The organism is Xenorhabdus budapestensis (genome assembly GCF_002632465.1).
Lineage (GTDB): Bacteria > Pseudomonadota > Gammaproteobacteria > Enterobacterales > Enterobacteriaceae > Xenorhabdus > Xenorhabdus budapestensis.
The window spans coordinates 36,502-58,678 of the sequence record NZ_NIBS01000017.1; the positions used below are offsets into that span (position 1 = coordinate 36,502).

At 47.0% G+C, this 22,177-nt stretch carries 20 protein-coding genes and 1 pseudogene; 12 read left to right on the forward strand and 9 right to left on the reverse strand.

The window, feature by feature from the left end:
- Nucleotides 1-16: 16 nt before the first annotated feature.
- Together Xbud_RS14115 and Xbud_RS14120 are read right to left on the reverse strand one after the other, a co-directional pair.
- Nucleotides 17-442 (reverse strand): type II toxin-antitoxin system VapC family toxin, encoded by a 426-nt coding sequence (locus tag Xbud_RS14115; RefSeq protein WP_099136683.1) that lies wholly within the window; start codon nt 440-442, stop codon nt 17-19.
- Nucleotides 442-696, reverse strand: a complete 255-nt coding sequence (locus tag Xbud_RS14120; RefSeq protein WP_099111885.1) for a type II toxin-antitoxin system Phd/YefM family antitoxin — start codon at nt 694-696, stop codon at nt 442-444. The genes Xbud_RS14115 and Xbud_RS14120 overlap by 1 nt, the downstream gene beginning before the upstream one ends.
- Nucleotides 697-1,041: 345 nt before the next feature.
- Here Xbud_RS14120 and Xbud_RS14125 point away from each other — a divergent pair, with 345 nt between their 5' ends.
- From Xbud_RS14125 to Xbud_RS14140, 4 genes are all read left to right on the forward strand, one after another.
- Entirely contained in the window at nt 1,042-1,371 is a 330-nt protein-coding gene (locus tag Xbud_RS14125) for a SymE family type I addiction module toxin (protein WP_099136657.1), read from the forward strand.
- 139 nt (nt 1,372-1,510) lie between these two features.
- The gene (locus Xbud_RS14130) at nt 1,511-1,855 is read left to right on the forward strand and encodes a SymE family type I addiction module toxin (protein WP_099136658.1); all 345 of its coding nucleotides are present in this window, start codon (nt 1,511-1,513) and stop codon (nt 1,853-1,855) included.
- Between the two features lie 91 nt (nt 1,856-1,946).
- Nucleotides 1,947-2,243, forward strand: a complete 297-nt coding sequence (locus Xbud_RS14135; RefSeq protein WP_099136659.1) for a type II toxin-antitoxin system RelE/ParE family toxin — start codon at nt 1,947-1,949, stop codon at nt 2,241-2,243.
- A gap of 1 nt (nt 2,244) precedes the next feature.
- Nucleotides 2,245-2,529 (forward strand): addiction module antidote protein, encoded by a 285-nt coding sequence (locus Xbud_RS14140; protein WP_099136660.1) that lies wholly within the window; start codon nt 2,245-2,247, stop codon nt 2,527-2,529.
- Nucleotides 2,530-2,614: 85 nt separating this feature from the next.
- On the opposite strand, the gene Xbud_RS14145 is transcribed toward Xbud_RS14140, so the two are convergent.
- The 7 genes and pseudogenes from Xbud_RS14145 to tssI (Xbud_RS14175) all read right to left on the reverse strand — a co-directional run.
- Nucleotides 2,615-2,998, reverse strand: coding sequence for a transposase (locus Xbud_RS14145; protein ID WP_099136661.1), 384 nt, complete (start codon nt 2,996-2,998; stop codon nt 2,615-2,617).
- A gap of 122 nt (nt 2,999-3,120) precedes the next feature.
- Complete coding sequence (locus tag Xbud_RS14150) at nt 3,121-3,330, reverse strand: hypothetical protein (RefSeq protein ID WP_099136684.1); 210 nt, start codon at nt 3,328-3,330, stop codon at nt 3,121-3,123.
- Between the two features lie 232 nt (nt 3,331-3,562).
- Nucleotides 3,563-3,832: a hypothetical protein gene (locus Xbud_RS14155; RefSeq protein ID WP_099136662.1), complete on the reverse strand. Its 270-nt coding sequence runs from the start codon at nt 3,830-3,832 to the stop codon at nt 3,563-3,565.
- Nucleotides 3,829-8,508, reverse strand: coding sequence for an RHS repeat-associated core domain-containing protein (locus tag Xbud_RS14160; protein WP_244589969.1), 4,680 nt, complete (start codon nt 8,506-8,508; stop codon nt 3,829-3,831). The genes Xbud_RS14155 and Xbud_RS14160 overlap by 4 nt, the downstream gene beginning before the upstream one ends.
- 12 nt (nt 8,509-8,520) lie before the next feature.
- The gene (locus Xbud_RS14165; RefSeq protein WP_099136663.1) at nt 8,521-8,877 is read right to left on the reverse strand and encodes a DUF4150 domain-containing protein; all 357 of its coding nucleotides are present in this window, start codon (nt 8,875-8,877) and stop codon (nt 8,521-8,523) included.
- Nucleotides 8,867-10,093 (reverse strand): DUF2169 family type VI secretion system accessory protein, encoded by a 1,227-nt coding sequence (locus tag Xbud_RS14170; RefSeq protein WP_099136664.1) that lies wholly within the window; start codon nt 10,091-10,093, stop codon nt 8,867-8,869. The genes Xbud_RS14165 and Xbud_RS14170 overlap by 11 nt, the downstream gene beginning before the upstream one ends.
- 15 nt (nt 10,094-10,108) lie before the next feature.
- A pseudogene (gene tssI, locus Xbud_RS14175) lies at nt 10,109-11,539 on the reverse strand (type VI secretion system tip protein TssI/VgrG); the annotation flags it as partial.
- A 184-nt stretch (nt 11,540-11,723) separates the two neighbouring features.
- On the opposite strand from tssI (Xbud_RS14175), the gene Xbud_RS14180 reads away from it, so the two are divergent.
- From Xbud_RS14180 to Xbud_RS14215, 8 genes are all read left to right on the forward strand, one after another.
- Nucleotides 11,724-12,995, forward strand: coding sequence for a tyrosine-type recombinase/integrase (locus tag Xbud_RS14180; RefSeq protein ID WP_099136665.1), 1,272 nt, complete (start codon nt 11,724-11,726; stop codon nt 12,993-12,995).
- A 137-nt stretch (nt 12,996-13,132) separates the two neighbouring features.
- Nucleotides 13,133-13,339, forward strand: coding sequence for a helix-turn-helix transcriptional regulator (locus Xbud_RS14185; RefSeq protein WP_074024862.1), 207 nt, complete (start codon nt 13,133-13,135; stop codon nt 13,337-13,339).
- A 106-nt stretch (nt 13,340-13,445) separates the two neighbouring features.
- The gene (locus Xbud_RS14190; RefSeq protein WP_099136666.1) at nt 13,446-15,884 is read left to right on the forward strand and encodes a DUF5906 domain-containing protein; all 2,439 of its coding nucleotides are present in this window, start codon (nt 13,446-13,448) and stop codon (nt 15,882-15,884) included.
- Between the two features lie 641 nt (nt 15,885-16,525).
- Nucleotides 16,526-18,559, forward strand: coding sequence for a type VI secretion system tip protein TssI/VgrG (tssI, locus tag Xbud_RS14195; RefSeq protein ID WP_099136667.1), 2,034 nt, complete (start codon nt 16,526-16,528; stop codon nt 18,557-18,559).
- Nucleotides 18,556-19,386: a DUF4123 domain-containing protein gene (locus Xbud_RS14200; RefSeq protein ID WP_099116929.1), complete on the forward strand. Its 831-nt coding sequence runs from the start codon at nt 18,556-18,558 to the stop codon at nt 19,384-19,386. Before tssI (Xbud_RS14195) ends, Xbud_RS14200 begins: the two co-directional genes overlap by 4 nt.
- A gap of 20 nt (nt 19,387-19,406) precedes the next feature.
- Nucleotides 19,407-19,676 carry a type VI secretion system PAAR protein gene (locus Xbud_RS14205; protein WP_099136668.1) on the forward strand — a complete coding sequence of 90 codons (270 nt, stop codon included), beginning with the start codon at nt 19,407-19,409 and terminating at the stop codon, nt 19,674-19,676.
- An 11-nt stretch (nt 19,677-19,687) separates the two neighbouring features.
- Entirely contained in the window at nt 19,688-21,280 is a 1,593-nt protein-coding gene (locus Xbud_RS20630; RefSeq protein ID WP_244589970.1) for a hypothetical protein, read from the forward strand.
- Between the two features lie 55 nt (nt 21,281-21,335).
- Complete coding sequence (locus Xbud_RS14215; RefSeq protein ID WP_047686553.1) at nt 21,336-22,172, forward strand: hypothetical protein; 837 nt, start codon at nt 21,336-21,338, stop codon at nt 22,170-22,172.
- Nucleotides 22,173-22,177 lie beyond the last annotated feature (5 nt).

A 22,177-nucleotide genomic window follows, 5' to 3' on the forward strand; every position in this document is an offset into this window, starting at 1 on the left:
TAGTCTCCGAGTATCATTATGGGTTCGGCTCCCATGGGTTGAGGAGCGTCACCCCTGAGGACTGAAAATCGGCTACGTTACGCGTGACTACCGTCATACCATGCACGAGCGCTGTCGCCGCAATCAGCGCATCACGCTCGCTGCATCTGTCTGGTACGTGCAATCGGGCGCAGCGTTGTGCTACGGCTGTATCGACAGGCAAGGTTCGTTCAGAGAACTCCGGTAAGACATGTTGCTCCAGCCACGCCCGCAGTATAGCCCCCTGTGTGGCGTCCTTACGCTCAATCAATAAAATGCCAAGTTCTAATTCCATGATGGTGATGGCGGACACAAAGAGATCGGCGGCATCAACTTTTTCAGCCCATGCCGCTACGTTCGGATCAGCCTTCCCAGCGCGAATTTTTCGTAGCTCGGACACGACATTGGTATCGAGTACATACATCATGAGAAATCAGCCGGACGAGTGCCGATAGTCACGGGCTGGGGTTCAAACTCAATGTCCGCAACGCCCGGCATCGCCAGCGAATCGGCAATGTTGCGATGCTGCTTTGTTAGCAGACGGTATTCTTCGATGCTCAACAGCACATGCGCAGGCTTGCCGCGATCAGTGATGAATACCGGGCCATTTTTGGTTGCTTTCTTCGCGCGGGTCACATCCTGGTTCAGCTCCCGGCTGGAGAGAGTGGTGATAGTCATGGTTGTACCTCCTGCTTAAATTAGCTATATAGGTACATTACTACATTATAAATAATAGTGCAAAGTTTGTTCACTTTGCCATTTTCCCAAATGGCGGCGGGTAATACGGCTGTTGGTTTTACCACTCTTTGATGTCCGGTATGAGGCAGCTATTCCGAGCCGATAGTCAATAGAAATGGAATACATTCGCTGTCGTTATTTTGCGAGCCGTTTTGCAAAGGTCATTTTTGTCAGTGGCATGTTATTTGGGCGGGGGATAGAGTGGCGGTGAAAATTTAGACGCGGCTTTAACGTGCTGGAAACACGATAAAACCGCTAACCACAACAACTACAGGACTAGTTCTTATGGCTAACGCGCATTCTACTGCAGGCACTCGCATTTACAAAATTTCCCAACCGGAACGTTATCAGAAAGTGGTTTACCGCCCCAAGGGGGTTAACCGCACGATCCCTGCCATCAATTTAAGCGGAAAATGGCTGCTGGAAGCCGGGTTCTCTATTAATGATCCGTTAAAAATCAGAGTGATGCCTGGTTGTTTGATCATCACGGCCCAAAATTTTCATGAACTGTGGCATTGCTTAAAAAGCCTGAATGAAGGCGAATGGGATGATATCGCCGTGGCACGCTGGCTGCGGCAATTTCCCGGAAAATTAAGTAAAAAGCTACCAGGATAAACTCATAATGCCATGTTTTATCAATTAAAACACAATATTGAACGCTCCTGCGTTAGTTGCGCTTTGCACTGAAATGGCAAAATTTTTCTTTTGCGAAGTCGCTCGCATTTTATTTTATTAATCAACAAAGAAGGAACCTATGGAACTTAAATTTTCTACTGAAGACGCTGCAAAACCAGAATGTGTGTTAAGTGGTGACGATATGCAGCAGATGGGATTTACGCCCAATACCCTGTTTCTTATCCAGCAATATAACAACGGGCTGATGTTGACGTTGGCGAAGCCTGACGATGATCCGGCTACCCTGTTCCACGCAGTGGAAGATGATCCGAAACAGGGCATTGATTGGGTACGTGACAATGGTGAGCTGTATCTGGCTGGCGATTGGTTAACGGAAACCGGTTTGCTGGATAACCCCGTTCAAATTGCTTTCGGCTACGGCAAGATTATGTTGATGACAGGCTCTGACCTGATACCTGTCTAAACCGTATAGTACTTTTTTATTGCTAATTGCATTGATGTGTTAACTATAGTTGACACATCATATCATTTATATACAATAATAAGGGGTACGCATGATATCCATTGAAAGGACTCAAGATTTTGAAAAATGGTTAAAATCCTTAAAAGACAGAATAGCCAAAGCCAAGATTTTAATCAGAGTTGAAAGAATGGAAGAGGGAAATTTTGGTGATGTTGAACCTGTGGGAAACGGAGTTTCGGAACTCAGAATACATTACGGGCAAGGCTATCGTGTCTATTTTGCTAATAAAAATAATAAAATCATATTATTACTCTGTGGCGGAGATAAAAGCGGCCAGCAGGCAGATATAAAGAAAGCCAAACAACTCGCGAAAGAATGGGGATTTTAAAATGAAAACAGCACCAAAAAAATTCGATGTTGTGGAGTTTTTAGAAACAGAAGAAGATATTCAGGCATACTTAAATGCCGCTATCGAAGAGAACGATACAAAATATTTATTTAAAGCGTTAGGCAACATTGCCAGAATAAAAAATATCAGCCAAATTTCTAAAGAATCAGGAATAAGCCGAGAGGGGATATATAAGGCATTATCCGGCGAAGGCAACCCATCGTTTAATACGGTATATAAAATATCAAAAGCACTGGGTTTGAAACTACATTTCATCGGGACTTAATCCAACCCTATTTTTAACATAAATAAGTTCTTTATTGATAAATTACATCATTACGATGTAATTTATCTTTTATTAACAAGGTCATTCAATAAACAAACCGCGAAGTATGGTTATTGTTTTCCTCCTCAATCAACTCTTTCATAATTGAGCAGAAACTGAGGTTTTCTGGAACAGAAACAATGCTGTTATATTCATCAGATTTCAACTCCATTGAAAACATGTCCTGACCATTTTCCAATAACCGGAGTCTATCCATCTTTTCAAGTTGGAAAAGAAGAAGATCATCTGCTGTTTTGATGATCATTTTCTCCACATAGGTTTTTCCTTTGGCTGAACCAGTATAATAAAGTTCACGTATCGGTTTATATTTTTCGGGTAAATTATCATTCAACGGAGCCAGTAAATAGCTACGTATCTCTTCTCTTTTTTTTATCATCTGATCATAAATATATTGATATACAGTTATCATGGTATTCCTTTTTGATTGTTGAAGTGAGAATATCACCTCTATGCCATGCTATAGCACTGCGCGCTATGTCAGGCGCATAACAATAAGCCGGAAGATCATGGGGATCTTTCCAGCTTTGTGTGCTAACAGTAGTGAAAATAAATGTCACTAATTAATTTTCCATCGTCTTGCATAACTGTTTTTACACCAAATTTATTAAGGTCTGCCAATATTCCTTTTACTGGAACATTTTCTCGTTGAATATAAATGTATAGCTCTTTTTTTCTTTCATTATCTGGTATGTACTTATCTACCAAATATGTAAGATTTTTTCTCAGTTCTTTCTCTGTCATTCTCTTCAATTTTTTATCTGCCATATTTCTACTCAAAAAAATAATAGTTATCCCTGACAGCGACGACACTCGCAAGATCCCGGCAACAATACAAACGTCAGCAGGTCCAACTCAGGATGTGTGTACTCATTGGCGACTATAAAAGCGCTAAGGGTAGAGATTGATCTGCTCTTAAAAAGAACAAAGCCGGAAGATCATGGGGATCTTTCCGGCTTTGAATTTATCACTTGTATTAGCTCTTTCTTATTTTTTGGTAATAATAAGCAACATCAACCAAGGTTGATATGACCCCTGTTTCATCAGGCCAATCCATGATAAATCTTGGATAAGATGGCTTATAAACTTGGGGATTCATAACTCTTATCATTTCCTCTAACTCTTTTTTTACCTGAGTTAACACATCGATAGATAATGGTGCATTCTTCCCACTTTGATGTAATTCAATTGCATCCTGAACCAATTGAAGAGCATCAATCAAAAACGTTTTACCCGAAGTTTTCATTTCATTAGAGATCCATATTTCCACGGTTCAAGTACAAACATTTGCTCTGCACCACCAGTATACTGAGAGCCAAATTCATATTGTGGTGCTGCTCGCCCTTTGATGATTGTCGTTCCTGGTTTTATCTGAAACTGTTGGATTCCTGTCATTCCATTCCAATCAGGAGGCAATGCTAATCCACTCCTATTGGTTTGCGGGGTGAAAGTTTCAAACACATATTGTCCTTCAGGTCTGGCTCTTTTTCCAAAATCATGGAAACGTGTACCGTAAAGGCTATCACTTGCTTTGTGTACAGACATTCCAGAAAGTTCAAATGAGTCAATGACCTGTTTTCTTTGATTTCTACCTACTCCCATAGAACGCAAATATTCGGATGCATCTCGAACTCCTTGATATGGATGTGGAGGTTCCCCTTTGTTGCCTACCCCGCCCGCAAGCCCATACGGATCGATCCACTTCGCTGGATTATGCACATACCCGTAAGGATTCACGCCCCCCAACAACCCAATAGGATCGGCCGAGATATACTGCGCCGTCTCCGGCGAATAATATCGGTGCCGATTATAGCAAAGCCCCGACTCCGCATCCTCATACTGCCCTAAAAACCGCAGGTTACAGCCAACATGATAATCCGGATTATTGGAGGCGATGACCTGAAAACGTTCTGCTTTGCCCCATGTCGTCAGCCGCTGCGCCCAGACCAGTACCCCTTCCTCGGACAACATTTCGCGCGGCGTACCCTGATGATCACTGACAATATAGTGTAGCTTGCCTTTTTCAAAACGTGCCGACGGCGTTAATGAACCGGGTTCATATAACCAACGGATACACTGACCTTCCACGGGGGTACCGTCGGCGTAAATCAGCGCTTCTTCGATAAGCTGGTTGCCGCTCCACAGGTAATCCTGCCCCATGATGGCATCGGCTCTTGGTGCTAAATCCGGTTTGCCTGCCAGCCACAACTGTAAATTAGCCGCGGCCAGTTTACCATCGTGAACTTTCAGTTTACGAATTCGGCGCCCAAACGCATCGTAGCGATAATGCCAACGCGATCCATCCGGGGTTTCACTGTGGGTAAGCTGATTTTGGGTGTCCCAGCGGTAGCGCCAGATTTGGGGGCGGAATCCGTCACGTTGTTTGGTTTTTTCCACCAGACGTCCATTGTCATCATAGCGATAGCGGATATCCCCCTGCTGCACCACCCGCCCGGCTTTTTGACGCTGCGTGATTTGTGCCATTGCGCCGTAGGCATCCACAGGCAAATGTTGGTTCAGGTTACCGTTAGTATCATAGCTGAATTGCTCTTCATGCGGACGCGCACCCTCGAACAGAGTATGCAGTATTTGGTCGTTGGCATTGTAACGGTAACGGGTTTGCCCCCAGCGGCTGTCGTCAATCACTCGCACATTATGAGCACGGTCATATTGCCAGCTCCGGTTGACCGCAGAGGCTTGCGGAGGAAAATGTGGGTCATTCTGTGTCAGCGTTTCCCTGAAAAATTGGGTAGCCTGTCCTGCCGACTGATGCGCCAGTAAACCGGTTGCGGTGTAGCGGCTGGCAAGGATAAAACCGTTGGCACTTTCGCGTACCGCTTCCCGCCCCAGTGCATCATGCTGGAATGTCAATGGCTCATGCTGGTTGAGCTGAAAGTGATTCAGGTCCCCCGACAGGTTATAACCAAAGTGCAGGGTATTGCCATCCACACTTTCACTGACTGGACGTCCGGTTAGGTTATCCCATTTGCGAGTGATTTCCCGTCCATTGATACGTTCACAGATCGGCTGGCCGGTGGTTTTGTCATACTCGTACTCAACGATAGCATCGGCATTAGTGGCTTTCACCAATTGATACCGTTTGTTGTATTCGTAAGTAGTGGTGTTTTTAAGCACCCGTTGGTTTTCTTCCGGCTGCCAGCTTTCCTGTTTGACCAGTAAGCCCGCAGTGGAATAGTACCAGCGAAGTTGCTGACCATCGGGATAGCTAGTCTGTATGCGGCGCCCCAGTTTATCGTACTGATATTCGAGGGTACGTCCGGTAAAATCGGTTTCCCGGATGATCTGGCCAGCGGCATCACGCTCATAGCGATAAGTTTCACCCGTGGAGGTGGTGACCGAATTCAGACGGGTCAGACGGTCATAGCCAAAGCGCAAGATAGTGCCATCAGGTCGGGTAACCTGATTGAGCAGGTCAAATGCGCCGTAAGTGTAGCGAGTGGTACGGCCTTCGCCGTCGGTGACCGCCACCACGCGCCGTTCACTGTCATATTCCAGTTTCTGAGTAACGCCATCCGGCAGTTCAACTTCGGTCAGGCTGCCATTGAGGCTGGCATGGGCGTCACTGTAGCGGTAGTGGGTTTGTTGTTTAAGGGCATCGGTGATTTGGCGCAGGCGACCCAGTTCATCCAGCTCCAGCCCCGTGGTTTCGCCGTTTGGCATCATCACGGCGGCGAGGCGCTGGTGTTCATCATAGGCGTAGTGCCACGTCTGGCCGTCCGGCAGCAAGCGCTGGCGTAATTCACCGTGGAGACCATATTGGTATTCTTCCCGATGGCCGAGCGGGTTGGTCAGCGCGGTCAGGTTGCCCTGTTCGTCATAATGCCATTGCCAGCGTTCGCCAGTAGGGAGGTGGCTTTCGGTCAGTTGTCCGTGTTCGTCATAAGCATAGACAAAGGTCTCTCCCGTCGGCAATACCACCTCGGTCAGCGCCCCGTCCGCATTGTAATCAAAGGTCGTCATCTGCCCTGATGGATTGCTTTCCCACATCAGCAGGCTGCCTCGCCATTGGCGGCGGGTGATGCGCCCTAGCGGGTCAATTTCCCGTATCACCAGCCCGTTTGGGTCGTAGTGGTAGTGGGTTTCGCCTCCTTCGCCATCCAGATAAGTGGTAATACGGGCGTTATCATCGTAGCGGAAGCGGTCATGCCAGTAGCCACTGGGTGAGGTGGTACTGAGTACCCGACCGCGTTCGTCATAGGTTATCGTCAGGTCAGTTTGGTCGGTATCGTGCCAGCGTGTCATCCGTCCCTGTTGGTCGTACTCGTGCCACAGGTGGTTGTGCTGGAAGGCATCACATTCGTTCAGATACCCCTGCGGATCATACTGGCAGGTCAGCAGGCGTTGCCCGACAAGTTGGCCATCGCGGATTTCATGCATATCAAGCGTGTGGAGCCGACCATCCAGATATTGCAGGCTTAACCGCAGGCCGTCATTACGGGTGACTTCAATCAGCCGGGCGTGTTTATCGTAGATAAAGTCAATCCGGTTCTGGCGTCGGTCAGTGATGGCGGACAATTTTCGTGTGCTGCCTGAAATCGGGCTGAAATGGTACGTCAACTGGGCGAGGCGGTCAGTCAGGCACAGTTCGCCTGTCAGTTCTCCCGTCAGCAGGCAATGGGGAAGATGTTGGTTACGGGACAAGACCCGGTTATCCGGAGTGACAAAATCGTAGACCACGCCATCGGTATGAGTATAGTGCATTTCCCCTTGACCGATAGCCAATTGCAGTGACCAGTCATCTGCCCATTTGGGACCGAACAGGCCGTGTAAATCCGCGGTGGAGCGGTAGGTCCGGTTGAGGCTTATCGGCAATAACCCCGGTATGGCCAGCACCGGCCAGACTTGCAGGAAGTCGCCGGTGGTCATGTCGACCGGGTCGCCCTCTTTGGTCGATAGCCCATTGTCATTGCCGTCTTTTTTGTTGGACGGTGTGGCGTCATCTTTGGGCGGCACTTTCTGGGGTTTCGCGTCCGGCGCGTCCTGGGGTTTTTCTTTGACTTTGGCGCCGGGTGCAGGTTTAGTGGCTTTAGCCGTCGCTTTCGCGCCTTGTTTGGCCGCACCTTTGACCAGCCCGCCCACGCCCGTAGCCAGGCTGACGCCATCAAAAATCAGCGCCCCCCCTTGTTCCGCCTTATCCGTGATGTCGAACCGGATGGCATCCACATGGCTCAACTCAACGGCCTTATCGACAACCTGCTTATTCCATGTATCGGCGGCGGCAAGAGCTGTATCGCCTAACGCGTCAGCGCCCGCGTATTTCAATACCGTACCAGAAGCGGACATCATGGCAGCAGGCATACCTGCTGTCGTTCGAAAGAGGAATTCACCCACATCAGGCACCGTATTCCACACCCCTTTTGCGGCACCGATGGCGGCTTTTCCCGGATTATCCCAAGCGGCACCCAGTTTTTCTCCGGCTTCTTTCCCCCATTTTGTTACGCCTTCTTTGGTCTCATCCCACCATTCTCCGGCCTTGTCCAAAAATCCTTTTTCTTGCTCGGTTTCCGGTGTGACGGCAGCATTCGCCTCCTGCGGCGGATTCGTCCCCTGTGATGCCTGACCGACGATTTTACCTATCGTGTTGCCCGTGCCGCTCGGGCTGTCATCGTGCGCTTTAGTAGGCAAAGACTCATTCGGTTCAGGGGGAGTATGTTTCCATTCCTCTAACGGAAATTCCCCGCTTTTGAATTTATCAATGACCTTGACGGCAAGCCGGCCTTCAGCTTCTGTAATCTGTTCAATATCCTCGGCGGTGAGCCAACGATTACCCATAGTCTCTTGTTGGATGAGGGCGGGTATGTGTTTTTGGATCGCTTCCGCCTCAGCCAAGGTCCGGATATTGTAAGCTTCACAAAATACTTTTTCATCACGGCCACCGGTAATGCTAATCGTTTCTCCCATTGCGATTCTTCCTTATGCTCCATTCATCCAGAATTCATCCCCATGGCGCAGCACCAGTTTGTTACCGGCCCGGACGGTTTGGGTATGCGCTTTCGGGTGGCATTTTGCGCCCACGGTGCCGCTTTTCACGCCGTTGGCCACCCCGGGCTGGTCGCCGAGTGTTTGCGGCACAAAACTCTGGGCGAAGACCACCACTGGTTGTCCATTGGCCCGCACCGATTTAACCGGCACATCGCTGCCCGCCAGTTTGGCGATGACCGGGTACGGAATGGGCGGGGTTGACGCGCCCATCGGGGTTTTGCATACGTCCGGCAAGATGCCGACTATCAGCCATTCGCCCGCAGTGCGGGCAATGTAGTTATCCGCCATGGGCGGTCTCCTTTTCAGGTTCAGGGGGGGCGAGTTTGAGTAACGGAGCATCCGGATCGATTTCAAACCGCGCCTCCGCCACCCGAACCGGCAGGCTGGTTTTAAAATTCAGCCGACAGGTGATATGCAGGGTCAGGGCATCGCTGTCGAGGATCAGCGTATCGAGGCGCATCGGCACGGGGAGCAACCCTCCTTCGTGCATCCGCAGCAGAATAAACGGCCGATGCCCCGGCAGGGTGACGTGCAGGTTGCCACCGGGAGTCATGCTCTGCAGGCTCAGCGAGATATCGGTGTCAGGCCAGTCAATCTGCTGATCCGCGGGGGCGCCGTTCCAGTATCTGAAGTCGAAGTCTTTGGGCAGATAAGGATGACGGTGGGCAAGCCAGTCGTCATCGTACGTGCCGGCGAGCTGGCGGCGGGGTAGCCACGGACGGCCGATAAAGCCCATGCCCTGCGGTTGGCTGGCTGGGGTATCGGCAGGCAGTGTTCCCCCTAGTTGAGCTGCAAAATGTTGGGCAGTGAACTGAGCATCCGGCCGGATAATACGCGGCGCAGGGTAACGGGTGAGCTGTTTCGCGTTGGCATACCACGGAGTGATAAACCCCGTTCCCAGCGGATTGCTTTCACAGGCGGCGTGAGCAATCGGTGATTTTTCTCTGTCCGGGTGCTGCTGGCGTTGTTCGGGAGTGAGCAGGTCACCTTCTTGGAGGTGCTGACTTGCTTCTTCGTCAGCATAGATTTTGCACTGACCGCCAAAGGCATAGCGGTAATCCAGCGGCAATGTTGCAAAGGGTTTCGGCGCGGTCAGTTGCCAGTTGCCGCCGGCATCGCGGATGAATTCCCGTTCGCCGCCGACGGTGAGCGTCTTATTGAGCAATGTTTGCCCCTGTTTGCTCTGCACCTGTAATCGAATGGGGAATTCGGTACAGGGCTTACCTTCCGGCGCATATGCTGTGCCATTGACAATCACATCACAGCGCGGTTTAAACGGGGCGAGGTCACTTTCCTGCAATACCGGTGAGGAGTTCATCGTCCCACGATATTCATCCTGTAAGCATAGAGGCGGTGCAGGCAGTAGTTCGGCATTATATTCCCCCTGCCCAGCAGGTAGGAGCTGGTAGCCAATTTTCATCACCACAACATGATGTTCGGTATCTTCGATATCGAGCATCTGATAGTTCATGACCGCAAAGGGGGTCAGGTTACGAAATTCCATCTCAGTACCTCCTTATCAGTTCAGATCGATATCTTTACCTGTGATTTGCATCGGGCCACTGGCCTCAAACTTGAGTTCACTGCCCTGAATGGTGATACGTCCGGCACTGTCCATGCGCAACACACTCAGGCCGCAGCGCAGTTCAATTACATCCCCGACTGCTATGGATAGGGTGTTTTTGATATTCACCTTTTTGTGCTTACCAACCGTGATAATGTAGTTCTTGCCGGTGGTCAGTTCACGCACCTCTCCTACGGTTTCTGTGCTGTTGAGTGTGACCGTCTCTTTTTTATTCTTATGAACCCTGATGGTTTGGTTTTTCTCCACGGTCTCGGTGTGGTTGGCGATCACATGAGTATCGCGATTGTTCAGTACCTTGGTATACATATCTTTCTGCGCATGTAATGCCAGCTGTTCACTGCCCTTGGCATCCTCAAACAGCAATTCGTTGTAGCCTTGACCCTTGTGGGTTTTGGAACGAAACGCCATCTGGGTCTTGCTGCCCGGCAAGGCACCCGGCGGGATGTTGCTGGCATGGTAAGTACGTCCGGTGACTATCGGTTGATCGGGGTCACCGTGCAGAAAGTCCACCACGACTTCCTGTCCGATACGCGGGATAGCCAACATCCCCCAGCCCTGACCGGCCCATGGTTGGCTGACCCGGATCCAGCAGGAACTCTGGTCGTCGCTGCGTCCGTATCTGTCCCACGGGAATTGCAGGCGCACCCGACCGTACTGATCACAGAAGATTTCTTCGCCGGCCGGGCCGACCACTTTGGCGATTTGTGGGCCATTAATCACCGGTTTGGGCAACGGCGCCGGGCGCCAGTTCTGGTTCTGTCGGATGAAGGAGAAGTGGCTGTGCAGCGTCGTGCCGGAGCCTGAGCTGGCGGTTTCCAGTGCCTGTGGCTGGCTGCCGCTGTGGCTGGCAGAGACGGTCTGCCATGACTGATTCAGGTCTGCCCGGGGATGGTTATCGAGGATGAACAGTTTGCCCGGTTGCAGGGCGATGGCATTGCCGCTGCCCTGTCCGGTCACGGCGTCGCTGCGCAGCGCCTCCAGTCGGTAGCGGGTAAAATCCTTGCCATGAGCCTCGTCCTTGAAGCGGCCCGGATAATCGTAGTGCTCGTAGTACAGCTGTTGCAGGTTTTCGTCTCGTATCTGCTGGTGAAATTCCGCCGGCCAGGCCGGGTTCTTGAAAGTATAATCCTTAAGTTGCACTTGAGCCGGGCGTACCTGCGCGCTGCTGGTCAGACTGCTGACCACCGGTTCGCCCAGCGTGCTGCCTTCTCCCGGCTGATAGGGCAGGCGGATGCCCGGTGGCACTGAACCGCAATCGTCGGCAAACACCAGTGTATTGCGCCCGTTACTGCATTCGAAGAAGTAGAAAATGCCTTCTTCGGCGGTCAGCCGTTGCAGAAAATCGAAGTCACTTTCCTGATACTGGAACCAGCTCAACTTCCAGTGAGGTCTGGCTAAGTAAAATAATTTTTATAAACTACAACAAAATCAGTGTGATCTCTTATTTTTACGTCTAGTTTAGTCTGTTGCAATCAATATGCAGTGCGGGGCATAATCTGGGGCACTTACCATTTGATGATGACTATTCGATTACAGAGATACCCTAATAATGAAACTCACCGCCCGACAAGTTGAAACCGCAAAGCCCAAAGAAAAAACCTACAAACTTGCCGATGGCGGAGGTCTCTATCTGGAGATCACGTCACGCGGATCTAAATATTGGCGCATGAAGTACCATCGCCCTACCGATAAAAAAGAAGACCGGATGGCGTTTGGTGTCTACCCAGCCGTATCATTAGCCGAAGCTCGTGCTAAACGTGATGAAGCTAAAAAGCTGATGACACAGGGCATTGACCCTAAAGCAGAGAAAAAAAGTCCATCTTCTCCGGCCAAAGTGAATACCTTTGAACAAGTCGCCCGTGTTTGGCATGCCAGTAATAAGCGCTGGGATGAAAATTACCGCCAGATAATACTACGTAGCCTTGAAAAATATATTTTCCCCTGCATTGGCACGCGTGATATCACCACATTACGCACTAGCCAACTTTTAGCTCCAGTCAAAGCCATTGATGAACAAGGCAAGCATGATACCGCTCAACGTTTATGCCAACGCATCACTTCGATTATGCGATACGCCGTCCAGAATGATATTCTGGAATTCAATCCAGCTAACGACATGGCAGGCGCACTGACTACCGCAAAATGTCACCACCGCCCGGCTCTGCCCCATGAAGATTTACCTGATTTTCTGAGACGCTTATCTACCTACCGTGGACACTTAATATTCAAAATAGCCGTCGAGCTGACACTATTAACATTTGTCCGCGCCAGCGAATTAAGATTCGCCCGCTGGCAGGAAATCGATCTTGAAAATGCCCTGTGGAAAATTCCTGCCACACGATCCCCCATCAATGATGTTCCCTTTTCTGAACGCGGTATGAAAATGAAAACTGATCACATTGTGCCTTTAAGCCATCAGGCAGCCCTGCTTATCAAAACCCTGCACAAACTGAGCGGTAACAGTGATGTGATGTTCCCCGGCGCTTACCATTCCACGAAAGTCATGGATGCAACAACTGTTAACAGAGTCTTACGCAACATAGGCTACGACACTCAAACCGAGATATGTGGACACGGATTTCGCACAATGGCACGCGGGGCAATGGGGGAATCAGGTCTTTGGAGCGATGACGCCATCGAGCGCCAGCTCAGCCATATCGAACGAAACAGCGTTAGGGCAGCGTATATCCACACGTCTAAACATCTGGATGAACGGCGGCTGATGATGCAGTGGTGGGCGGATTATCTGGACGCCAACCGGGAAAAATTCATCACGCCCTATGACTTCGCCAAACCGCTGCGCGACCGGAAAAACCGATAATGCAACCTAAAAATTAATTCTCATCGGGAGAAAAAGAGTTAACGCTGTTCATTATGTCTTGTTTTTTCAATAATCCTCCTGTCATCCAACAACGTCCACGATGAGCGCTCAAGGACTCGGTAACAGGAGAATAAAACATGACAATGGCAGCATTGAAAATCAGTCTGATCCGTCTGCCGGAAGTGCAACGCAGAACGGGTTACAGCAAGGCGTGGATCTACAAATTGATTAGTGACGGCGCATTTCCACAGAAAGTTAAAATTGGCCTGCGCTCCGTGGCCTTTATTGAAACAGAAATTGATCACTGGATTGCGCAGTGGATCGCTAAATCACGGGCGGCATAACGAATAAGAGAACATGACATAAGAAACAAACTATAAAACACAACGCCCCGAAGTGCGCTAACACTGCGAGGCGTTTCATCAACAATCATTAAGAAAGGTAAAAATGATGGCTGATACACAGTCTAACCAAACTCGACCTAAATTTACAGCCCCAAAAAAATCGGGCAATCAAAAACCGCTTGATCTTATCCAGACCGTGAAAACCTCCGCCATGTATTCTTGGTCTAACCTGCTGCCTGCGTGTGGTATTGATATCCCTGCAAAGGGTAAACATGGTGCTTGCCCTGTCTGCGGCGGTACTGACCGTTTTCACTTTATCGATGATCACCATCATGGCAACTGGCATTGCCGCCAGTGTGATATTCCAAACTATGGCGATGGATTGGATTTAGTGGCAAAAACTGAGGGGATCACGATTCTTGAAGCAGCAAAAATTGTTGCAAATGCTTTGGCATTACCTTTGCCAAAACCCAAGCCAGCCAAAGAAATCACTTATCCAATACAGCCGATTGCCGAAAGAATCGCGGCACTGATGGCGCAGACTATTTCCGGACAATCGCCTTATCTGACGGCAAAAGAACTGCAATATCCTAATCAGCGTCTGCTGAAAGATGGTACGTTGTTATTACCGCTGACAACACTGGATAAAAAAGTCACTGGCGCTCAGATCATCAAACCCGACGGTGAGAAAAAATTAGTCTCTGGCAGCCAGAAAAAAGGTGCGTTTATTTCCATCTCAGAGCTGGAAGATCACCCTGACACAGTGATTATTACTGAAGGTTACGCTACAGCACTTACGGTTAGCCAACTCTATAAAGGTGCTGTTCTGGCCGCACTGGATGCAGGTAATTTGCTCTCCGTCGCTCAATCAGTCCGGAAACGCTGGTCTGACACGAAAATCATCTTTGCTGCTGATAATGACTGGCATCATCCCGACGAATTGGATAAAAACAGCAAGCCAAAAACGAATGTCGGCAAGGTTTCGGCAGAAAAAGCCGCTCTTGCGGTTAATGGCTGGGTTACGTTGCCACCGACTGAGTACAAATCTGATTGGGACGGTTATCGCCAGAGTCACGGAATTGAAGCAGCAAAGCAGGCTTTTGGTGAGGGGCCTTATCAACCGGCATCAATCAAGAAAAAAGCAGCCGCTCAACCTAATGATACCGAATCTTCCAAGCTGACACTCTGCCAGATGGGAGCCAGCCAGCGCGGAGAGGTCTTGCTGGTGCGTTATGATAATGACTTAGCGTTGGATGGTGCTTCAGAAACCGTGCATCACTATGATGGCACTATCTGGCGTCCGGTCAGTGACCGCGATTTAAAGCGGGAAATGGTCGCGGCTTTTATGGAAGAGAAACTGCCATATTCACCGCATGGTATCAGCTCCGCCGTGGATGCTCTGAAATTACAGCTTCCGATGATGCAACCGCCAGAACGCCACTTAATCGGGTTCAGCAATGGCGTATTTGACCTGAAAAGCTGCCAGTTCCGGCCTCATCGTAAACATGACTGGCTGTTGCTGGCCAATGATGTCGCATTCAATTCCCCCGATTCAGGGGAAACCCTGCAAGATTATGCGCCTCAGTTCTGGCGTTGGCTCAACCGGGCAACAGCCAACTGTGAGCACAAATTTGATCGGGTACTGGCAGCCCTGTTTATGGTGCTGGCGAACCGTTACGACTGGCAGCTATTTCTGGAAGTTACCGGGGCTGGAGGCAGTGGCAAAAGTATTTTTGCTGAAATCTGTTCCATGCTGGCAGGCAAAGGCAACACGGTTTCTGCAAGCATGGCAGCACTGGAAAACCCACGGGAAAGGGCGTTGATTGTCGGTTATTCTCTGATTATCCTGCCAGACCAGACCCGCTATGTAGGCGATGGCTCTGGAATCAAGGCAATCACCGGCGGCGATGAAGTTGCTATCGATCCGAAGCATAAACAACCCTATTCAACCCGTATTCCTGCGGTCGTACTGGCAGTAAACAATAATGCCATGAGTTTTAGCGATCGCAGTGGTGGTGTGTCACGGCGTCGGGTAATTTTCAATTTTTCTGAGATTGTACCGGAAAATGAACGTGACCCACATCTGCGGGATAAAATTGCAGCAGAATTGCCCGTCATTATCCGGCATCTACTGCATAAATTCGCTGATCCACAAATTGCAAGGCGATTACTGGCAGAGCAACAGAAATCAGAAGAAGCACTGGATATCAAACGTGGCACCGATCCACTGGTCGATTTCTGCGGCCACTTGATTGCATCTGATGAAGCTGACGGCCTGTTAATCGGTAATGCGGAAATTATGCCGTTCAATCCCCGCAAATACCTTTATCATGCCTACCTTGCTTACATGAAAGGCAATAACCTGAATAAACCCGTTTCCGTAACCCGCTTTGGCATGGATATGCCGGGCGCACTGGCAGAATACAATCAGCAATACCTGCGCAATAAAAGCAAACACGGCATTCGCAGCAATTTGAGCCTGAACATTGAAACCGCTATCGAGTGGATGCCAAAACTGACAAGGAATAACCTGCCAGAAGAATAATTTTTTTCTTTATTGCTGATAATTTTCAAAGGAATATAAAAAAGTGTTCACTACTGTTCACCCTGTAATTTAAATCAGATATATCAATCTGTTATAGGGTGAAGAGTTATTTTTAAACTGTTCACAACTATTCAACCCTGTTCACCTTTTTTCAGCTTTGGGGTGAACGGTTGGGTGAAGAGTGGTGATGAGTTCAATTTCAAGTCATCACCCTTTAATAATATGAATTTAAATAAAATATTTAAAGGTGAACAGGGTGAACAGTTTTATCCCTATTTCTTTAATACGGTGGGGGTAAACAAAAAAGTTTTCTCTGGCAGGTGTTTTTCAGCTCTCCGATTTACCGGGGTAATGTATTAGCCCGGTAAATCGGAGAAGACAAGCGCAGCGCGTCAGTGCGGTTTAAATATGTTGCGCTTTGTGAAATTAACACTAAGTAATTTCCTGGTTTTATTTAAGAAGAGTGATTAATCACAATTTATCGGATGTACTTTTATTCATCGTTGTATGTGTAAATAATTCTACTGTATCCTGCTAAATAACGTACCTAAAGTCTGCAACAATGATTTCATCATTAAATGACTTTTGATAGTCAGACTCTCATTAAGGATTGATATACCCAAAGATTATGGAGCGTACAAATGAACAGGGTAATTGATAAAATCAGTCAGCGACTTGATCGCTCTGGTTTAGTATTTACGCTGATTACAGAAAATCTACCCGAACAAACCTTTGCTGTTGTTGATTTTTCCCTACACGAATCACTTTCTTCCCTCTTCCGTCTGGAAGCGACCTTGACCTGTAAAACACCGAATCTGGTCAGCCAAAAACCGGGCATTAACGTTGCCGATGTTCTTGACCGGAATGCTGCTTTTGCCGTTCACCGTAACGGGCAGATTGAACGACAAATCACCGGAATGGTGACGCACTTTTCACACATGTCTACCGGGCGACATACCAGCCACTACCATATCACTATTCAGCCTCTGTTATGGCGCGCCTCGCTGCGGGTCAATAGCCGGATTTTCCAGAACCAGTCCGTGATGGATATTGTGGAAACCCTGCTTAAAGAAAATGGGGTACGCAATGCTACATTTTTGGTGGGTTACAAACACCCGCCACGGGAATTCTGCGTTCAGTACGATGAAAGTGATCTGGCTTTTATGCAGCGTTTGCTGGCTGATGAGGGCATTTTCTATTATTTCACGTTCGACCAGGAACAGCATGAGCAACGCATCGTTTTTCATGATTCCTGCCTGTCGCTTAATAACGTGATCACTGTTCCTTATCGTCCTGAAGCTGATGTTACTGGCTCAACAACAAGCATTCAGCAGGTTAGCTGGTCAGAACAGGTTGGTGTTGCCACCGTGACAACCAAAGACCGGACATTTAAGAATCCACGTATGAACCGGGAGTTCTGGTATGAAGGGCATAATCTAGCCAACCAGCGCACGCTGAAAAACTACCACTATTACGATTTTCCCAGCCGTTATAAAGATGAAAATTTGGGGCAACAAGTCAGCCAGTATCGTCTGGAATACCTGCGCCGGGATACGCAGCTGGGAAACGGCAATGGTGACTGTTTTGCTATGTGGCCGGGGCAACTGGTTAATTTTGAAGATCATCCCAATGAAACCTTGAATGACCAATGGCAATTAATTCAGATAACCCACTCAGGCCAACAACCTCAAGCTGATGAAACCCAGCACAGCGGCAGTGGCACGTGGCTTTCCAACCAGTTTACTTTCACCAGCCGCAAAAACTCCTATCGCCCTTCTCCCTATCCGAAACCCAAAATGGAAGGGCCGCATATTGCTACTGTCGTCGGGCCGGAAGGCGAAGAAATTTTTTGCGATGAATATGGGCGCGTCCGTATCCAATTTGACTGGGATCGGTACGGTAAACTTGATGACAGCAGTTCTTGTTGGGTGCGTGTCAGTCAGGCATGGGCAGGGACATTGATGGGTATGATCGCTATTCCCCGCATTGGTCACGAAGTTTTGGTGGATTTTATCCACGGTGACCCTGACCAGCCGATTATTGTTGGTCGGGCATATCACGCCAATAATCTTCCGCCGAATCGACTGCCGATGGCAAAAACACAAATGTCAATCCGCTCGAAGACGCATAAGGGGCAAGGATTTAACGAACTGCGTTTTGAGGATGAAAAAGATCGTGAAGAGGTTTTTATCCATGCTCAGAAAAACCTCGCCATTCAGGTGCTCAATTCACGCGACGAACGCATCAACTATAACCGCACAACCAGCATCGGGCATGACGATGAATTGGTTATCGCCAATAACCGTAAAGTCACGGTTGAAGGCCAACAGGAGCATAAAACTGCCGGCAGCTATCTGGAACAGATTGACGGCGACCGTGCGTTACAAATCAAAGGCGATTTGTCTGAAAAAATTCAGGGTATTGTCAGTATTGATGCGCAGGGAGATTTGACATTACAAAGTGGCAGTAAGCTGACTTTGCGTGTCGGTGGGAGTTTTGTGGTGCTTCATGCTGGCGGCATCGATATTAAGGGTGCCGCCATTAATCTGAACTCCGGCGGTAGCCCCGGTGATTTATTGGCGCCTGCCAACCCTGCTATTTTGCTCGCGGCAGCCAGTGAAGGTTCAATGTTCGTCGCGCACTGTCCTCTGAAAGATAAGGAGAATCAGCAATGAGTCAGGAAAAACTCTACGCCATTATTGATGGGGCAGCAGAACCGGATTTATTTTTAGCCTTAGAGCGTTACGATCCGCCTTCTGCCTGCCTTTATGGTGAACCGCTCCAGCCTGAGCTGGTTAAAATCGCACCCTATCTGGTACAGGTTACTGAAGAAGTTAAAATCTGGCTGGAATGCCGCAGAACGCCGTGGGGTATTTTTGTTCACAGCGAAGCGGACATGAAAACCGTGCGGCAACATTTACGCAAATACCTGCAAGTATTGCTACCTAAACAGGAAAAACCCGTTTTTTTTCGCTTTTACGATCCGCGTAATATCTGGGATTTTCTCGGCATCTTGAGTGACTGGGAGCTGCATTGTTTTTTAGGGCCGATATCGCGCATTACGACACTTTATCTTGAGGCTGAACGCACGGATAACTTTGCTAAGGTGAGAGAACCTTTTCCCGTTGGTGCAACCAGCAAACGAAAAATGCTTGTTATCAACGAAGTTCAGTTGGAAAAAATACAGGCCATTTTCACTGAACGTTATATCGAAAAATTAGCCGGGTTTATCCCTGACTGGCTGGAAAAAGCGCCTTTTAACTTTATTCCTCACATCGATACGGTGGAATGTGCCCGGCAATTTTTTGACTGGTTCAGTGAAAACGGCATTACAGATGATCGTAATGTTCGTGGATTACTCCAGTTCTTTATCCTCCGGCATTACCTCACACTTGATGATCTGCCGAAAGCAATCTATTCCCAATTAACTGAGTACGGTCAATCGGGGCATATGCGTGCCGAACGTTTGTTAATTCAAGAATTGGGTCAAGTACCGCTTTAATCAAAAACAGAGAAATTACTATGGGTAACGCAGTTAAAATTGGCGATATCGGCACAGAACACGGCAATTGTTCCGCAACGCCTGTTATTACCGGAGCCAGTACCGTCAAAATTGATGGTGCTTATCTTGCGCGACAAGGTGATGCATTAGCACCTCACAATTCTCATCCACGAGCCATTTCCGGTGGTTCAGGTTCTGTATTTATTGAGGGAAAGCCTGCCGCCAGAACAGGTGATGCAGTGGATTGTGGTGGCGTTGTGATTGGCGACGGCAGCGTCAATATTGGTTAAGGAGAAATAAAATGACATCAACAAAAGCAGGGTCAGCAGTCTGTGATTGTGATAACCCGGATGATTGTACTCATAAGATTGATGTAACACTGGGAGATAAAACGTTTAGTTATGAACAACTGTTTCCTTTTCCTGCTACATTGTATTATGTGGTTCCTAAACCGGAAGATAAAGCGGATAAACCTAAAATTCCTATAAAGTTAAGTGCCGTTAGTAAGGGCTGTATTTCGCACAATCCAAACTGCCCCATTGGGAATTTATCGGGTGAAAATGGAATGCCTGTAGCACAATTCTCACCTAATAAACCGTATGCAGGAGAGTTGGTCTATTCAAAGAAAATTAGTGATTTTTCTCTTATGGAAAATAGTCCGATAGTTATTTTACAGCGTTTTTTGAGCAGAAACTTTAGCTCACATATTGAAGAAGAACTTTTTTATGTCAGAGCAGATGAATGTTCAGGAAAACCATTAATAGATAAAAAATACAAATTAGCGGATAAAATTTTAACCGCTACAATAGGCAATAAGGCGATTCTTGGTTCAAACATTCACCTTGTTCTAAATGAAAAACAAATATTTAATGTTGCTATTGGTGCGTCAGAAGAAATTGAAAAATTTACCGATGAACAAAGAAGGCAACAACAAAAAGAAACCAACAGAAATAATGGAATGCGACATAAAGGTTCACAAGGATGGCGCAGAAATACACAGCCTTATGAAGTTCGTAATTCACTAACAATTGAAGGCGAGATCACGGCTGAAAAAGGCACTGAAACACGTAGCTGGTCAAAAGAACTTGAGTTTGAGTTTAAAAAAAAGAAAAAGAAATTAGGTCCAATTGATACCGCCATCGATAGTATTGGTAAATTCAATGATCTTCTTGCATTTGGGCATGATCAAGATAAGTTTAGGGTTATTAATTTAGATCTTATTAATCCCTTAATTAATATTAGTGGCAGTTATGAACTTGCGCATAATGATAAATATGAACTTTTCTATAAATATAATGCTGATATTACAGCAACACCCTTAGTCGGTTTAGAATTACGTGTTGATGTTATCCAAATATTTGCTGCCTATTTTAAAGTCAATAAAGTTGTGGCTAAAATACGAGAAAAAGGAGAAGAGCTCGAACAAGAAGTCAAGCAAGGTAAAAACGGGGCATTTTATGGTGTACAACTAGATTTAATTCTCAGTGGCGATTTGAGTGTTATGTTTGGTTGGGAGTCTGATGATAAAGGTGATTGGTCTTTTAAAAAAGATACGATGTTAGAAACTGGATTTGGTATCAGAGCTGAAACCAATATTCGTGGGGGTGTTCGCTATTATGCTGTTAATGGCTATTTTGATGCTTCTGCACAAATAGCAGCCAAAGTATTAGTGGCACTAGAATCTACAGAAAAAAGTATGGAGTTAATACTTTATCATGATGGAATACAAGCGTCAGCGAGTATTAAATATGGGGCAAGCATTAAACTCAAAAAAGATGATGAAAATCAATGGGAAGTACCTATAGAAGATGAATATGAACCAATGGAAAAACCTTGGGTGTTTCAAGACCCACTACCAAAAGAAAAATCTACTTACAGGATCTCTTTGGGGTAGCTTGTTATTTTTTGCATTATTAATGACAATAAAAACCGCATTAGGGAAACCAACAATGGAACATAAATATCTCGTCTCATTTAATACTCAGCGTAGTTTATGTATTTTAAAAGTAAATGGGATGTTAATGCTAGAAAACACATCCTCACGGACAGGAACAGAATCAAGTGGTTATAATATATCGGCTTTTTTGGAGAATGGATCTAATACAATAGAATTATTAATGGGTCGTATATCAATTGATAGAGATACAGAAAAATTTCATCCTGAATCATGGTGTGAAGCGACAATTAGAAAAGTTGCTTCACATGATGAACAAGGTGAAATTATTAGTAATATCAAGTTAACTGTGGATGATAACAGAAACGTTATAACGAAAAATTCGATAAATTTAAATGAAAAATTTGATTATGCAAATTTATCCACAAAAAAAGGAGAGAAAAATTTATTTTCGGCTCAAAAAACATTTTCAGTAAATAGTTTACCAAATTGGATGTGGATAAAAGCGCAGCCAGTTACTGATAATGATTTACCAGCTATAAAAGCATTTTATCAAGAGATTAGTAGTGCTTTTTCTCATCGTGATCTGGATAAGGTATGGAAAATGAGCCAGCCAGCATGGGAGGAATGGGCTATAGCAGACAATAGTAGCGCAAAAATATTTTTTGATTCGATGGATTTTGACGAAGATATAAGTGGTAATTTTTTTATTAAAGAACCTGAGTGGAATAAATATAAACTGGTTAGTTATAAAAATGGTCGTCTATTCCGTTTAGAAAAAGGTGTTTTTGGTTCTTCTCCTGTCATCTTTCACAACAAGGAAAATGGGAGAAATACGACTTATAATCCTTACTTATCTATAATCAATGGCAAAATCGTTATTTCAAGGTAATTAAT

Excerpts from the sequence above, each read along its gene's own strand:
- Xbud_RS14115 (WP_099136683.1), bottom strand. The coding sequence starts at position 442 with ATGTATGTACTCGATACCAATGTCGTGTCCGAGCTACGAAAAATTCGC.
- Xbud_RS14120 (WP_099111885.1), bottom strand. The coding sequence starts at position 696 with ATGACTATCACCACTCTCTCCAGCCGGGAGCTGAACCAGGATGTGACC.
- Xbud_RS14125 (WP_099136657.1), top strand. The coding sequence starts at position 1,042 with ATGGCTAACGCGCATTCTACTGCAGGCACTCGCATTTACAAAATTTCC.
- Xbud_RS14130 (WP_099136658.1), top strand. The coding sequence starts at position 1,511 with ATGGAACTTAAATTTTCTACTGAAGACGCTGCAAAACCAGAATGTGTG.
- Xbud_RS14135 (WP_099136659.1), top strand. The coding sequence starts at position 1,947 with ATGATATCCATTGAAAGGACTCAAGATTTTGAAAAATGGTTAAAATCC.
- Xbud_RS14140 (WP_099136660.1), top strand. The coding sequence starts at position 2,245 with ATGAAAACAGCACCAAAAAAATTCGATGTTGTGGAGTTTTTAGAAACA.
- Xbud_RS14145 (WP_099136661.1), bottom strand. The coding sequence starts at position 2,998 with ATGATAACTGTATATCAATATATTTATGATCAGATGATAAAAAAAAGA.
- Xbud_RS14150 (WP_099136684.1), bottom strand. The coding sequence starts at position 3,330 with ATGACAGAGAAAGAACTGAGAAAAAATCTTACATATTTGGTAGATAAG.
- Xbud_RS14155 (WP_099136662.1), bottom strand. The coding sequence starts at position 3,832 with ATGAAAACTTCGGGTAAAACGTTTTTGATTGATGCTCTTCAATTGGTT.
- Xbud_RS14160 (WP_244589969.1), bottom strand. The coding sequence starts at position 8,508 with ATGGGAGAAACGATTAGCATTACCGGTGGCCGTGATGAAAAAGTATTT.
- Xbud_RS14165 (WP_099136663.1), bottom strand. The coding sequence starts at position 8,877 with ATGGCGGATAACTACATTGCCCGCACTGCGGGCGAATGGCTGATAGTC.
- Xbud_RS14170 (WP_099136664.1), bottom strand. The coding sequence starts at position 10,093 with ATGGAATTTCGTAACCTGACCCCCTTTGCGGTCATGAACTATCAGATG.
- Xbud_RS14180 (WP_099136665.1), top strand. The coding sequence starts at position 11,724 with ATGAAACTCACCGCCCGACAAGTTGAAACCGCAAAGCCCAAAGAAAAA.
- Xbud_RS14185 (WP_074024862.1), top strand. The coding sequence starts at position 13,133 with ATGACAATGGCAGCATTGAAAATCAGTCTGATCCGTCTGCCGGAAGTG.
- Xbud_RS14190 (WP_099136666.1), top strand. The coding sequence starts at position 13,446 with ATGGCTGATACACAGTCTAACCAAACTCGACCTAAATTTACAGCCCCA.
- tssI (WP_099136667.1), top strand. The coding sequence starts at position 16,526 with ATGAACAGGGTAATTGATAAAATCAGTCAGCGACTTGATCGCTCTGGT.
- Xbud_RS14200 (WP_099116929.1), top strand. The coding sequence starts at position 18,556 with ATGAGTCAGGAAAAACTCTACGCCATTATTGATGGGGCAGCAGAACCG.
- Xbud_RS14205 (WP_099136668.1), top strand. The coding sequence starts at position 19,407 with ATGGGTAACGCAGTTAAAATTGGCGATATCGGCACAGAACACGGCAAT.
- Xbud_RS20630 (WP_244589970.1), top strand. The coding sequence starts at position 19,688 with ATGACATCAACAAAAGCAGGGTCAGCAGTCTGTGATTGTGATAACCCG.
- Xbud_RS14215 (WP_047686553.1), top strand. The coding sequence starts at position 21,336 with ATGGAACATAAATATCTCGTCTCATTTAATACTCAGCGTAGTTTATGT.